Genomic DNA, 15,130 nt, shown 5'->3' on the forward strand with positions numbered 1-15,130 from the left:
TGCGCTGCAAGACTATGTAGCGCATTATTCATACTATCCATAACCGCAATCCGCTCGACCATTCGTATCCAATTTCTCTATACACAATATACACGTCAAATATGAGAAGTAAGTTCCATGTTTTCCATCTGTAACCAGACGCCCATTGTAGTGACAATGCAAACTAGGAATGAAGCTTAAGTTAGTTTTACAAGGATGTTTATGTTTGCAAGTATGGCGATTGTATCTAGAGAAGGAATCGATATAGCGCTTATTGTCGCACTACTTTTAGCCGGTACTAAGGCAATTAATGGCGCTAAGAAGTGGTTATTTTTGGGCTGTGTAATTGGCATTATTAGCGCCATCTTATTCGCCACTGTTGCACTTTCAAATATTGGGTTCGCCGCGACATTTCAATCTAAATTAACCCAAGCTTTTCTTCTTATTTTATCCAGTAGCCTGATTGCATCAACCGTAATTGCTATACAGTCAAAATCGATTACAACAGACCAAAAAATCAAGAATACAAAACCTTGGAAAGGTTACTTTCTCCTAGTCTCTTTATTATTAATAGCTATATGCACAATCTTGTGTAACGGATTCGGCGTAGCATTTTTTCTGCTTAACTTAGTCCATCAATCTGATATTACACACGCCTCTATCATCATAGGTAGTTTATTGGGTATGGTGCAGAGTATTGTGGTAGGGGCCGTAGTATACGTAAGTTTACTCCTGATCGAAGCGAATATAGTTGCTAATATCTTTCCTATACTGATGAGCTTTTTAACCGCAGGTATTGCCGCACACGCTGTCGCTAAATTATCTAGCATTGGTATCCTGCCCTCAATCATTCCACAGGTTTGGAACACTGCCCCCTACTTTGATCATCACAGTAATTGGCTAGCATTAATCATGCACGTCATTTTGGGATATATCGAAAAGCCAAGCTTGATGCAGTTAATAGTCTATATAAGCACCTTGCTTTTCTTATTCAGTATTCGCAAAGTTAAGTTCAATACCAATGATGCTGATCCCAATCGAAGCCACTAAGGTTTAATTAATGCAAGCAGAGCAGAGCATTGACAAGACCTCGTACAATGCTACGATTCTTCGTTTTTTAATTACCGAAGACCAATAATATGAAAAAGTTTATAGCCATAATGAGCTTGATGATCGGCTTCTGCGCGCAAGCGGCAACTGAAGCAAATACAAGCTGGCATGAATACAAAGCAATATCACTTCCCGCAGTCACTCAAAGCCGACTAGACACAAAACTTAAGCTGCTGGAACTCGTGTCATTGCGTCAATGGAACATAGTTGATCAAACTTCAGATTCTTTCAAAATGTCGCTAAACAAATGTAATATAAAGATTATATTTACAGATGAAGCGATAACAATTAATCAGGATAATCTTAATCAAGAACCAGTGTATAACGGACAAGCCAAAAGACCGTTATGCAGTAGAAATTGGTTATCCAATATAGCCAAAGATATTAATACCACGCTTAATATTATGTCGATTCAACAGCAAGCGATAAACCTCGAAAAAGCGAATAATACTGCAACCAAGTAAGCTATATCGCATGTGGCGAGGTTCAGGGACTAACCTTGCTATTAACATTAGCTTTCAATCGGCCTCCCACGCCATGAGCAACTGAGCAACTAATACATTCCCCTACCCAAAGTCACAATATGCATCGATACACGTTAAGCTATTGATAAAAAACACGAATACCTTACTTCAAAACAATTGCTCCTGCGCAATATGCAACTACACTAAAGTAGTCTATCTATTATTGAGTACTCAGCAATGGGCATTAAAAACAACAGAGTCATCACCCTTTCATCAGTCCTTTTATTAGCAACAGGCTGCTCTCCATCACCTGACGTAATTGCGAGCAGCAACGTTAATGAGTACAAAGGTTCAGCCAGTATTACCCAAGGACTAGCAAAAACCATCGAAGCGAATCTTTTTGATTGTGACAATGGCAGAAGCCGTGTTGCCGGCGTTGGTGAAATTACCGATGCCGACGGAAAGGTTTGGACTGTGCCAGCCAAAAACCATTTTGCTAGTGCAACAAAAGCGGTCGATCTTTATGAGCAGTGTGCCAACATCACCCCTAGAAGTATCGCCAACGTTGATGAAAACGCAGTGCCTGTTGTGGTTGTTGACCCTGACGGAGAAGAAATTACTGGCTATATTTTTGCCGATAACTACTTTGAGCTATACATAAATGGCCAACTTATCGCAGTAGATTCTGTGCCTTTCACGCCATTTAACTCCAGTATTGTGAAATTTAAAGTCAATAAGCCTTATACGATTGCCGTGAAAATGATTGATTGGGAAGAAAACTTAGGTGTGGGTACTGAAAATAACCAAGGATCATCACATCACCCTGGCGACGGTGGCTTCATCGCAAGTTTTAGCGATGGAACAGTGACCAACTCAAACTGGCAGGCCCAAACGTTTTATACCGCACCTATCTATGATTTAACCTGTTTAAATGAAGTTGATGGCAAACGCCTATCGAATACCTGCACCACCAAAGGCTCCAATAATGGCGAAAACGCCTACGCCGCCCACTGGGAAACGCCAAGTAATTGGATGAATAAAGAATTCGATTCAGCTGCATGGCCTAAAGCCACCCTCTATACCGAAGATGAGATCGGCGTAAATAATAAAAAATCGTACATGAACTTCATTGAGAAATTCAGCGGCGCAGGAGCGCACTTTATCTGGTCAACGAATGTGGTTTTGGATAATGAAGTGTTGCTGAGGTATGAGGTAAAGTAAATACTTCCTTGGATTAACACTTTATTGGGGTATTCGTATCTGAATACCCCCAAGCCTAAATGCGAATTGACTACAGCAGAAGCAAATAGCCAATTACTGTTCCAAATTATGGATAGGCGACCATTTGTTCTTCGCTGGTATCATTAGATTGCGTGATAATATCAGCGACAAATTGGGCTTTTGAGCCAAGGATTATTTGTAAGCCAGTAGAACCAACTCGTATAACACCCATAGCTCCAAGAGATTTAATAGCCTCATCATCAACAACTGTTAAGTCTTTCAACTCTAAACGTAGTCTTGTAATACATGCGCCAATATTGGTGATATTTGACTTTCCGCCAATTAAAGGAATGAGCTCTCGAGCTAATTCTTCGTTTGTAATATTAACGGCTTGCACTTCATTGTCATCTCTACCGACAGTTTTGAAGTTAAATTTGCGAATGGCAAAACGGAAAACGCTATAGTATATCGTCGCCATCACCGCTCCCCAAGCAATGACATAAATCCAGTTTGTATTAAACCCATCCATTGATGGCAATATTCCAAATGAAATAAAGTCAATCACTCCTGCTGAGAACGTCTTACCAATATGCACTTCTAACGCATATGTAACCGCATAAGATACATCTGCCATAATCGCTGAAAATACGTAAAGTAACGGAGCCACAAAAATGAAAGCAAATTCAACCGGTTCAGTAATCCCTGTTACAAATGATGTTAGAGCAGCTGCTCCTAAAATACCGGCTGCAATCTTCTTATTTTTATCATTGGCTTCGTGATACATTGCCAAACAAGCAGCAAGAAAAGCGAACATATAAATAGCAAAGTTAGCAGATAGAAACTTCCCAGCAGATTGATACTCATCAGTAGAGAAGTTTCGAACACCGTCCTCAAGCATCTTGAACCAAATAGTATGGTCACCATTTACGATAGCACCTAATGCAGAAGTATATTCACCAAAAGAGAACCAATAAGGGCTATAGAAGATATGATGGAGGCCAACAGGAATCAATGCTCTCTCCATAAAGCCATAAATGAAAGTAGAGACATACATATTACCGCCATTAGCCATATGAGAAAGAGCGTCAATTCCCGACACCTTGGCGGGGGCTTATGCTTGGATTAAGTTGAAGGGTGCTCTTTCTACCCCTAATGTCGCAACAGAACTTATTGAGGTATAAGTTATTGTGTTAATGGAAATTAGAGTAAAAAACAAATAACAAAGAATTCCGCCTAATATAAAGCCGTGGAATAAATCCCCCCACATCACCACGAAGAAAAAACTATATCCCCATAATAGGCTTCAGCATGTCCGCCACTATTATCCGTATCAGTCATAATCGCCACCATATCGATATAGCGGTAGCTTTTCTGGTTGGCTTTTTTACTGCCTTTGTCACCAAATACAGCCACTAAATCCTGATAGATATTTCGTTTCTGCTGATACCAAGGACCGATATTTGAGCTTTTATCTTGCAGTGACAGCATTTTTACATGACTACCCGCGAAAGGATTATCCCAAATCTGACCTTTTTCTTGGGCACTTGACCATACGTAGCTGATAGATTGAGTGTTCCAAAACATCATTCCGCCGTCGATTACAACGTATATTCTGGCCGCAAAGTCATCACCGTCTTTTTTAGTTTCATCAAGCTTTGATAATGGTGTTTTGATTGCCCAAGACCAATTCATAAAAGGAGTCGCCAATAAATCGATTCGTTTTTTTAATATTAATCCTGAAGCGGAATTGTCGCTGTTGGCAATAATCGCTGGCTGAGCAAGATACTCAGTGACATCGTAACGTGTAATTCCGGACAGCGTTTTTGTGTGCCAGTTTTGAATGCCATTATTGGCAATATCTGTAAGGTTAATCGAGCTATCAGCTAACACATTTGAGCTATTAAGAATAAGTAGAAGCAATAACACATGCTTGACGTAGCATTTGTATTTAATCATCAATTAACCTTTGCTGATCACGATAGAGAATAGAATAAACACGCGTTTTCATCTTGGCTTGAGCAAACGAATAATGTTCATCTTAGGTGAAATGCCACGTGTTTAAAATAGCACCTTATTTATATAGAGCATTAATATACGGATATAAATTGAGGCATGTGACCTGTTTAAAAAAATTGAACGGTGTTTTTGAAATAACTGACTCACCTTACTTTTGTCTGTATACTTTACAAAAAACAATATCAATACAAGGACTAGGATGGACAAATCCACTCGACCTGAAGCCGTATCATCGGTTCTAAAGGTGTTTAGCATTTTACAAGCATTGGCCGAGCAAAAAGACATTAGTGTTTCTGAGTTATCTCAACGCTTAATGATGTCCAAGGCAACCACCTATCGATTTTTACAAACCATGAAAACGTTGGGCTTTGTCTCTCAAGAAGATGAATCAGAAAAGTACGCACTAACACTCAAGTTGTTTGAATTGGGTGCTAAAGCATTAGAGTATGTGGATCTTATTGATATTGCTGATAAAGAAATGCAAGAAATCACTCGCCTAACCAATGAGACCGTCCATTTAGGCGCTCTTGATGAAGGTGCGATTATTTATCTGCATAAAATTGATTCTAGCTATAACTTACGTATGCACTCTCGTGTTGGTAGGCGTAACCCGCTCTACAGTACCGCTATTGGTAAAATTCTTCTTTCTGGTAAAACCGATGAAGAAGCCATCGAGATTTTAAAGCCAGTTGAATTTATTCGCCATACTGAAAAAACTCACCAAAATATTGAACAACTAATGCAAGAAGTGCATCAAGTTCGCATTCAGCACTATGGTGAAGATAACGAAGAGCAAGAACCAGGACTGCGTTGTATAGGTGCTCCAATCTATGATCGTTTCGGCAATATTATTGCTTCTGTTTCAGTGTCATTTCCAACTATACGCTTTGATATCGAACGTAAACCTCAATATGTGGCCATGCTACTCACCGCAGGTAAACGTATTTCTGAGCAGTTGGGCTATCACGACTATCCAAGCATCACGACTCAAGAATAGACGCGCAATAAACCGTTTATACTGACCACATAAAACCAGAGCACAATTTTCAGCTCTGGTTTTTTATGCGGTACGGTTACTCCCCTGCTAGCACACCTCTTGCGCCACTTTCTTCACCACTTTCACCGCAGCAACTTTAAACTCTGGAATTTTTGAGTGCGGATCTTTGGCGGTATTCGTCAGCCTATTTACTGGCGATTCGACAAAGTGGAATGGAATAAACACTACCCCTTGTTGCATTCGCTTAGTGACAAATGCGGCAATATCAATTTCACCTCGGCGAGTTGAGACCGTAAGCATATCGCCATTGCCAATACCTAACGCTTCGGCATCCGCGACACTGATCATGGCTCTTGGGCCCGCAAGCTTATCTAAGCCTTTGGTTTTACGAGTCATAGTGCCAGTATGGAACTGCTCCAAAATGCGCCCTGTGGTCAAAGTTAACGGATACTCCTCATCAGGAAGCTCCGCTGCATAACGAAACGGAATCGCCTCCATCTGCCCTCGCCCACGTATAAATTGCTCTTTATGCATAATGCGAGTGCCTTGCGGATTGTTTTTGTTACTTGGCCAGTGTTTGCCGTTGGCGGGGATTGCATCCCAACCCAGTCCTGCATATTGCGGAGTTACTCGCGTGATTTCATAGGTGATGTCACGGACACTTTGATAGTTCCAACCGCCGCCCATAGCGTTAGCAATTTTTTGGATAATCACCCAGTCTTCTAATGCTTCACCCGGCGGATTGACCACAGGATTTAATCGCTGTACGCGGCGTTCGGTATTAGTGAAATGGCCCGATTTTTCGGCAAAAGAACACGATGGTAATACCACATCGGCATACTCGGCAGTCTCTGTGAGGAAAATATCTTGCACTACTAAGAAGTCTAGGGACTCAAGTCCTGCTAATACGTGAGTTTGGTCAGGGTCGCTCAGCGCAGGGTTTTCACCCATCACATACAAACCGCGCACTTCACGTTTGCACGCTGCATCAATGATTTCGGTTAGAGTTAAACCGGCTTCATTGGGCAGATCAGGCGCATTCCATTCCATCGCAAATTTTTGATGTATCAGTGGGTTATACACCTTTTGATAACCAGGGAAGTTATTTGGCAGCGCCCCCATATCACAAGCTCCCTGCACATTGGATTGACCGCGTAGCGGGTTAATACCGCCGCCTTCAATACCGATGTTGCCACACAGCAATTGCAGGTTGGCAATAGAACGAACATTGTCATGCCCGGTCGTATGTTGAGTAATGCCCATGGCGTAATACACGGCGGTACGTTTCGCCGTTCCTATCATACGAGCCATGGCATAAATATCGCTGGCTTTAATGCCAGTGACCAACTCCACTTTATCTAGGGCGTAACTTGGCGACATCACCTCTTGCAATAAGGTATCAAAGCCGTCTACACGCTCTTCGATATACGCCATGTCATGCCAGCCGTTTTTAATGATCTGTTGCATCACACCGTTTAACAACATCACATCCGTGCCGGGTCTTTGCGCCAGATACAGCTCGGCATGGTCAGCCAAAGCAATTTTCTTAGGGTCTGCCACAATCAAACGTGCGCCTTTATGACGAATCGCTTGCTTGATATGTGAGGCAATTATTGGGTGCGCGGCCGTTGTATCAGAGCCAATCACAAAAATCACATCCGAATATTGAATACTCGGAATATCATTGGTCATTGCCCCGCTACCGAGTGACGCTTCCAAACCGGTAACGGTTGAGGCGTGACATAGGCGAGCACAATGATCCACATTGTTGGTCCCAAGCTCTCGACGAACAAATTTTTGGAACGCATAGTTATCTTCATTGGTGGTTTTTGCCGAGGAGAATCCTGCTAGCGCATTGCCGCCATAAGTCTGTTTAATAGTGCTAAATTTATTGGCAATCAGCGCAATAGCTTCTTCCCATGACGCGGGTTGCAAGCGGCCATCTTTACGAATCAAAGGGGTAGTTAAACGCGCGTCACTGCCGACAAAATCAAAGCCAAATCGACCTTTAACGCACAGCATTCCTTCGTTGACTGGAGAGTTACCGCCTTTCACATAGCGGATCTGATTGCTCTGCTCATCGACATGCATGCTGACTTTGCACCCGACTCCGCAGTAAGTGCAAATGGTATCAACCACTTTTAAGGTTTCGATGCGTCCTTGCGCTCTATCACGCGCATCCATGATTGCGCCAGTCGGACACACCTGCACGCACGCGCCACATTGAACGCAGTTTGAATCGCCCATCAGAGTTTGGTTATCACCAAAATTAGGGCGACATTCAGGACGTGAAGCGGGACGACCGCCCTTGTCGGTCATAAAGCTAAGTACGCCGTGCACCGCTTGATCGCTACAGGCTTGCACGCACTGCCCACAACTGATGCAGCGGTTGGCATCAAAGACAATAAATTCTGAACTGCTATCAACACTGAATTTTTGGCGAGTATCACGAGTGCGAACCGCTTGCCAATCTGCATCTGATTTGATTTCTATCGCGTCGTCAAATGATTGCAACGCGCCATATTCGGTAGAGTAATCACGAAGGTCACATTCTGTATTTGCCTGACAACCACACTCCAAACAGCGCGCCGCCTCTGCCATTGCTTCGCGATTATCAAAGCCTAATTCAACTTCAGCAAAGCTTTGCTCTCGCTGCTCACTGGTGAGCTCAGGCATTATCGAGCGCGCCACTTTTTGGATATTTTGAAAGTGCAGTGAATCCACTTGGCGCAAGTTTTTACCTTTACGCGAGTTAAATGGCGTCACTGGAATGTTGTGCATATCACCGTCAAAAAAACGGTCAATGGCTTGCGCTACAATGCGACCATCGGCCACCGCTTCCACCGCGGTTGCAGGGCCACGACGAAAATCACCAATGCTGAAAATGTTGCCCGTACCGCTATGTAATGTTTTAGGATCCACCTCGGCGGTATTCCAGCGGGTAAGAGGAAGCTCTAGGCTTTCATCGACCATAAAACTAAGGTCGGGTTTCTGCGATACCGCAGCAATCACAGTATCAAACGCTTCGGTAAAAAACTCCCCCGTTGACTGCGGAGAGCGGCGACCGGATGCATCTGCTGGCCCAAGCGCCATTTTTTCCAGTACGATGGCATTAACATGCCCCGCTTCATCGGCAAGGTTTTGCGAAGGATTGGTCAAGAAATGAAACTTCACCCCTTCGTGCTCTGCCTCTTCAATTTCATAATCTTCCGCTGGCATCTCGGCGCGAGTACGGCGATAAATCAAAGTAGTGTCTGCGCCATCGCGAACCGCTGTGCGCGCGCAATCAATGGCGGTATTGCCCCCGCCGATCACCGCCACTTTTTTACCGGTCACATACTGCTTGTCAGTCACGTAATCTTTTAGGTAATCAACGCCCAAGTAACAACCATTTAAATCACTACCGGTGTAATTCATTTCTACCGCTTTAGATGCGCCAACGGCCAAACACACGGCATCAAAATCGGCGCTAAGTGACGACAAAGTAAAATCTCTACCGAGCTTTTTATCACACTCTATCGACATGCCATTGCGACACATCAGCTCAATTTCTTTATCTAAGATATCTTTAGGTAAGCGATATTCAGGAATGCCGTAACGTAACCAACCACCAGCGTGAGGCATAGATTCAAATACGCTGACCTGATAACCCTCATTAGAGAGATAATACCCTGCAGTCAATCCGCCGGGGCCGGCACCGACAATCGCAATGCGCTTATTACGATCTGTTTTTTTTGGCGCAATGTACGCTTGCTGAGCTTCAAGATCGGCATCCGCGGCATGGCGTTTTAATTGACGAATGGCAATAGAGTCATCCACTAAACCACGGCGACATTCAGTTTCACAAAAAGCAGGACACACACGACCAATCGACAAAGGCATTGGTAACGTACGCTTAATCACTTCAATGGCTTTTTGATGATCGTTTTGCGCGATGTGATACAGATAAGATTGAATATCCACCCCTGCTGGGCAAGCCGTTTTACAAGGCGCTTCACAGTCAGCATAGTGATCGGTCATGATTCGATTGAGCGCATCGCGGCGATGTTGGCTAAGCTGAGAAGATTGGGTAACTACGTTCAAGCCAGTGTAAACTTCAAGTTCACAGGCGCGCTTCATACCGCCACTTTCCACTTCAACCACACACAAGTCACAAGGGACTTTTTCACCACTTTTGTTGGCACCGCAAAGCGAAGGGATCTCTACCCCACATACATTGGCGGCTTCAAGCAGTGTAAGCCCTTTTTCAACGACTCGATATTTTCCATCAATGACAATTTGCACCATGCCAGACTCCGTAAGTACTCACCCATTTACAGGGCTCTTATTATTAACACAGAGATAACTTTATTGCTGTGCAGGGTTACTCTATTCCACAATATTACTACGGGAATTAACCAAATGGTGATTTGTAGGACAAATAAGTGACTGGTAAGAGGATCTAGTTGAATATTAGAAAATGAAAAGAGCCAGCAAATGCCAGCTCTTTGTTAGATTTTATTTTGCTTAGTAAAGGTTACGCAGGCTTGGCACGTAAGCGTTTAGTAGCTTCCACTAGGTGCTTAAGTGACTCTTCTGTTTCGCTCCAATTACGTGTTTTTAGTCCGCAATCTGGGTTTACCCACAAGCGCTCTACTGGGATGCGAGTAGCTGCTTTTTCAATCAATTGCTCAATCCATTCCACTTCCGGCACGTTAGGTGAGTGAATATCGTACACACCTGGGCCAATTTCATTTGGATAGTTGAACTCTTCAAATGCGTTCAGTAGCTCCATGTTTGAACGAGAAGTTTCGATGGTGATGACGTCTGCATCAAGCGCTGCCACTGAATCGATAATCTCATTAAACTCGCTGTAACACATGTGCGTATGGATCTGAGTTTCTGGTTTGGCGCTAGCAGCGGACACTTTAAATGCGTTCACGGCCCAGTCCAAATAATGCTGATGATCGCGCGCTTTTAATGGCAGTCCTTCACGAATTGCTGGCTCATCAATTTGGATTATATTGATGCCTGCCGCTTCTAAATCAGACACTTCATCTTGCAAAGCGAAGGCCAATTGGTTAGTGATGGTTTCTCTTGAAATATCTTCACGAGGGAAAGTCCAGCACAAGATAGTAACAGGGCCTGTTAGCATGCCTTTCATTGGCTTATCAGTTAGCGACTGTGCGTAAGTCGTCCAATCAACAGTAATTGGATGTTCACGTTCAATATCCGCCACAACGATAGCAGGCTTAACACAGCGTGAGCCGTAGCTTTGCACCCAACCAAATTGCGTAGTTTGGAAACCCGCTAGGTTCTCAGCAAAGTATTCCACCATGTCGTTACGCTCAGCTTCGCCGTGCACTAGCACATCTAGGCCAATTTTTTCTTGGCGTTCAACCGTATCTTTAATAAAGCCTTGGATAATTTCAGTGTATTGCGCAGTAGAAATGTCACCGCGTTTATAAGCGGCGCGTGTTTTTCTCACATCACTGGTTTGTGGGAACGAACCAATGGTAGTGGTTGGCAATAACGGCAGTTTTAACACTTCTTTTTGGTGATGAGCACGCTCAGGGTACGCCGCGCTACGCTCAGCATCTTTTGCAGTAAGACCGGCAATGCGGCGCTGTACAGATTCTTTATTTACTGACGTTGATTTGCTGCGCTCAATAATCGGTTGGCTGTATTGCTCACAATAAGCAATCGCTTGTGCGTCACCGTCTAGCGCTTTAGCAAGCCAGTTCACTTCCGCCACTTTTTGTTTAGCAAACGCAAACCAATCTTTGGTTTCTGCAGACAGTTTAGTTTCAAGTTCCAAATCAACCGGGCTGTGCAGTAGTGAACAAGAAGTTGCCACCCATAGGCGATCGCCTAGTTTTGCTTTTGCATCTTGCAGCGCCGCCAGTTTTTCAACTAGATTCGCGCGCCATACGTTACGGCCGTTAATGGTACCTGCAGACAACACCCATTGCTCTGGCAATGCATCAATCACAGTTGACAGCTGCTCTGGTGAGCTAGCGATATCGATGTGCAAACCATCCACATTTAACTCAGTGATAGTTGGCAATACATCCGTGATAGAGTCAAAGTACGTGGTCAGTAGCAATTTAACGTTTGTTTGCAGTGTTTGATACGCACCTTTAAAGCTATCTAACCATTTTGCGTCAAGCTCAAGGGCTAAGATAGGCTCATCAATTTGCACCCACTCTACGTTAAGCTGTTCAAGTTTTGCAAAAATTGCTTGATACGCTTCTAACAGTTTCGGCAGTAGTGATAAACGGTCAAAGCCTTCTTCGACTTCTTTACCTAGGTAAAGGTAGCTCAGTGGGCCTAACAGTACTGGCTTAACGGTGTGGCCCTGTGCTTGCGCTTCGCTGATTTCATCAAAAAGTTGTGTCCAGCTTAGTTCAAAAGTATCGGCAGAAGAAAACTCTGGTACAAGGTAGTGATAGTTAGTGTTGAACCACTTAGTCATGTCAGAAGCCGCATGACCTGCACAACCACAGGTTGATTGAGATTGACCGCGACCGATACGAAATAGCGTATCAAGATCCGGCGTGCCATTTTGATGACGTTTTGGCACATGACCCAGTAGAAGGCTGGTTCCTAGCACATGGTCATACCATGCAAAATCACCTGCTGTAGCAAATGACAGTTGATTATCTTGTTGAAGCGTCCAGTTTTTTTGTCGAATCTCAGAAGCAACTTGGCGAAGTTCGTTGACGTCTGATTCGCCTTTCCAATATTTCTCTAGCGCAAATTTCAGTTCGCGTTTTTCGCCCACTCGTGGATAACCTAGAATATGTGTCGTTGTCATGATAATGCTCCCTATAAATTCGTTAAGATGTCCAGACGTCTAAAATATCTCTTGAATAGGGTTTTGATACAACATCGATTTACTCATATAGAGCATGAAGAAATTTCAGTATGGTTTATTGGGTTAGTGCAATAGATTGGTGTTTATGTGGGGGAAAGTGAGTTGTGTTTTCTTAGCTTCTAGTAGAAAAGTTCCTCGTAATGGAGGCGTTATTCTCACGCGTGCTACAAATCGGGCAGAACTAGAGGAAATTCTAAGCAATGACCCTTTTAACATTCACAATCTAGCCCAAGCTTGCTCGAATATCAGATATTGTAATGAACAACTTGTTGTCAGCATCTTGAAATGGTGTAAATCCATAGCGTTCATAAAACTGGGTTGCGCCATCTTTCGCGTCTACAATAACCACAGGAAAAGCGACACTATCGCTAGCGGCAAGTAATTTTCTTAGTGCATCGATCAAAAGCCACTCACCAAAACCTTTACCTTTGTACCGCTCATCAACTGCCAGTCGAGCAATTAAACCACCAGAAGACGATGGCTGATGTTTTTTCTGTAATTTGTCCGGCAATGCTTTTAAATCAATAGGTATCATGGTCAAAGTATAGAAACCAATAATATGAGTATTATCGTTTTCATCCTGCAACACAAAGGTGCGGGTATTGTCTTTTTTAGCTTGTTGGCTAGCCATTACTTTTAAGTAATTATTTAAAGCCTCACTACCACAATTGAAGCGGTTTCTATTATGTTTAGCTTTATCTAGAAGTACTGTGTTCATCATTGAACTTTACTATCGTAACGCTCGGCCGCAGCTCTTAGGTTGCTGTTTATTGTCGCCGGTTTATCTAGTGCATCCATCAACAACATCGCATCAGCTTGACTTAGCTTTAAAGCCTGTTCACGCTCGATAACTTGTTTAGCTTTCTCGACAGCCGCACTCAGTACAAATGAGTTTATACTAGACATACCAGCAATAGCCGCCGCCTTAGTCAGCAAATCTTGTGTATCGGCATCAACTCTAGCTGTGATCCGAGGTAATGTAGTCGCCATAATTTTTCTCCATTTGTGTCAGAGTGTCACACTGCATATTATGGTCTTAAAATGTACAACAAGCAATTCTTGTGTCATTTTGGCACACAAAAACAAAGCAATTTAGACAGATTTGTAACGCTCGACATTTTTGGTTTGAATTCGCTTTTGTAAGCGAACGGCTGTCATCTTTGCCAAGAAAAACCGAACAACGACTTGCCAAAGGCTTACTTATACAACAGTTAACTTTCCTAAAGAGGAAAGTTAAAAAGCGCAAACAGCCTATGGCCCTTTGCGCTTTTATCCATATATTATCGTTGATTTTGCTTAAAGCAAATTTCTCACATCCACCCAACGATCATTCTTACGAATCAAATCAATAATCAGCTGATAGCGACAGCCATCTTCGAAGGTTTGATACGGTTCAACTTCAATACCGCTGACGTCTTTTACCAATTGTGTGGCTAAGTGTGTCCAGCTTCGCTGAGTTTCACATTCAATATTGGGTAATTGCTGATCAATGGCGCTAGGTAATGCCACTTCTTGCCACTCACCATCTTTAAATAGATATAAAGGGCCACTGCCGTAATGGCCTTTAATATAAATAGAGCCTTTACTGCCATGAAACACAATATGGTCTTCATTAAAGCGCGGAGTTAATCCGCCGTGCTTAAACAGTACCGATACTGGATTCGCAGTAGGAATGCGGCTTTCCAATTGCGCCAATACCGTATATGACCATTCTACGTCACAATCGCGCCATTTTAGCTCAGGATCGTTGATATCTTTAGGGATAAAGTTGCGACGCTCCGTGAAGTTATGCACGCCTTCAACCACAGGGGCTTTTGGCATGTCGTTGCGCACTTCGCCGCTGATGGACAAAATGTTTTCGCCAATCACAGAAGTCACGATAGACAAAAGGTGCGTAAAGTTATTGTTTAAACGACCACCGCCCGCTTCAGAGCGATGAGACCAGCCAAACGGAATGTGTCTATCTAGATTAAAGTGAGAAATACATTCTACTTCGGTCGGTTCGCCAATGGCGCCCTCGGCAACTAACTGTTTCGCATGCATGATTTCAGGCATGTAGCGGAAGCTTGAGGCAAAGGCGGTTTTCACGCCTTTGGCTTTGGCTAGCTGGTAAATTTCAAGCGCCGTTTCACCGCTTTCGGTTAATGGTTTATCGCAGAAGATATGACAGCCACACTCAATTGCCTGTTTAATGGCTTCAACGTGTGCGCCGCCAGGAGTTGCAATGGATACGATATCAGGCTGACATTGTTGTAGGGCTTGCGCCCAATCAGTGCCAAAATAAGCAATGTCTAAATCTTTTGCCACTTTTGCCACAACGTGCTCAGTACGACCCACAATTCCGACCACTTCTGCGCCCGCATCACGAAACGCTTTCGCATGACCAATTCCGGCAAACCCAGTACCAAATACCAATACTTTTTGAGTCATTCTCTTCTCCATTCATTCTTTTTATTCTGTTAACGCCTTTTTGTTGGTAGGCGTTAT

10 protein-coding genes and 1 pseudogene are annotated in these 15,130 nt (G+C 43.4%); 4 read left to right on the top strand and 7 right to left on the bottom strand.

The window, feature by feature from the left end:
- Window positions 1-201 precede the first annotated feature (201 nt).
- From VHA01S_RS09150 to VHA01S_RS09160, 3 genes are all read left to right on the top strand, one after another.
- Window positions 202-1,029 (top strand): FTR1 family protein, encoded by an 828-nt coding sequence (locus VHA01S_RS09150; RefSeq protein WP_023404082.1) that lies wholly within the window; start codon window positions 202-204, stop codon window positions 1,027-1,029.
- Window positions 1,030-1,118: 89 nt separating this feature from the next.
- Window positions 1,119-1,553, top strand: coding sequence for a hypothetical protein (locus VHA01S_RS09155; protein WP_039970555.1), 435 nt, complete (start codon window positions 1,119-1,121; stop codon window positions 1,551-1,553).
- A gap of 237 nt (window positions 1,554-1,790) precedes the next feature.
- Window positions 1,791-2,774, top strand: a complete 984-nt coding sequence (locus VHA01S_RS09160) for a hypothetical protein (protein ID WP_023404084.1) — start codon at window positions 1,791-1,793, stop codon at window positions 2,772-2,774.
- 106 nt (window positions 2,775-2,880) lie between these two features.
- On the opposite strand, the pseudogene VHA01S_RS09165 reads toward VHA01S_RS09160, so the two are convergent.
- Both VHA01S_RS09165 and VHA01S_RS09170 read right to left on the bottom strand, forming a co-directional pair.
- A pseudogene (locus VHA01S_RS09165) lies at window positions 2,881-3,870 on the bottom strand (PTS transporter subunit EIIC); the annotation flags it as partial.
- Between the two features lie 170 nt (window positions 3,871-4,040).
- Window positions 4,041-4,730, bottom strand: a complete 690-nt coding sequence (locus VHA01S_RS09170) for a DUF3047 domain-containing protein (RefSeq protein WP_023404086.1) — start codon at window positions 4,728-4,730, stop codon at window positions 4,041-4,043.
- 259 nt (window positions 4,731-4,989) lie between these two features.
- On the opposite strand from VHA01S_RS09170, the gene kdgR reads away from it, so the two are divergent.
- A complete protein-coding gene (gene kdgR / locus VHA01S_RS09175) occupies window positions 4,990-5,787 on the top strand; it encodes a DNA-binding transcriptional regulator KdgR (RefSeq protein ID WP_023404087.1) in 798 nt (265 codons plus the stop codon).
- A gap of 87 nt (window positions 5,788-5,874) precedes the next feature.
- On the opposite strand, the gene fdhF is transcribed toward kdgR, so the two are convergent.
- The 5 genes from fdhF to VHA01S_RS09200 form a co-directional block, all read right to left on the bottom strand.
- A complete protein-coding gene (gene fdhF, locus VHA01S_RS09180; RefSeq protein WP_023404088.1) occupies window positions 5,875-10,074 on the bottom strand; it encodes a formate dehydrogenase subunit alpha in 4,200 nt (1,399 codons plus the stop codon).
- 229 nt (window positions 10,075-10,303) lie between these two features.
- The gene (gene metE, locus VHA01S_RS09185; RefSeq protein WP_023404089.1) at window positions 10,304-12,583 is read right to left on the bottom strand and encodes a 5-methyltetrahydropteroyltriglutamate--homocysteine S-methyltransferase; all 2,280 of its coding nucleotides are present in this window, start codon (window positions 12,581-12,583) and stop codon (window positions 10,304-10,306) included.
- Between the two features lie 283 nt (window positions 12,584-12,866).
- Window positions 12,867-13,364 carry a GNAT family N-acetyltransferase gene (locus tag VHA01S_RS09190; RefSeq protein ID WP_023404090.1) on the bottom strand — a complete coding sequence of 166 codons (498 nt, stop codon included), beginning with the start codon at window positions 13,362-13,364 and terminating at the stop codon, window positions 12,867-12,869.
- The gene (locus VHA01S_RS09195) at window positions 13,361-13,633 is read right to left on the bottom strand and encodes a type II toxin-antitoxin system TacA family antitoxin (RefSeq protein ID WP_023404091.1); all 273 of its coding nucleotides are present in this window, start codon (window positions 13,631-13,633) and stop codon (window positions 13,361-13,363) included. Before VHA01S_RS09195 ends, VHA01S_RS09190 begins: the two co-directional genes overlap by 4 nt.
- 306 nt (window positions 13,634-13,939) lie before the next feature.
- On the bottom strand, window positions 13,940-15,073 hold the full coding sequence (locus VHA01S_RS09200; protein ID WP_023404092.1) for a Gfo/Idh/MocA family protein: 1,134 nt from the start codon (window positions 15,071-15,073) through the stop codon (window positions 13,940-13,942).
- Window positions 15,074-15,130: the final 57 nt, after the last annotated feature.

The sequence above is a fragment of the Vibrio halioticoli NBRC 102217 genome, assembly GCF_000496695.1.
Lineage (GTDB): Bacteria > Pseudomonadota > Gammaproteobacteria > Enterobacterales > Vibrionaceae > Vibrio > Vibrio halioticoli.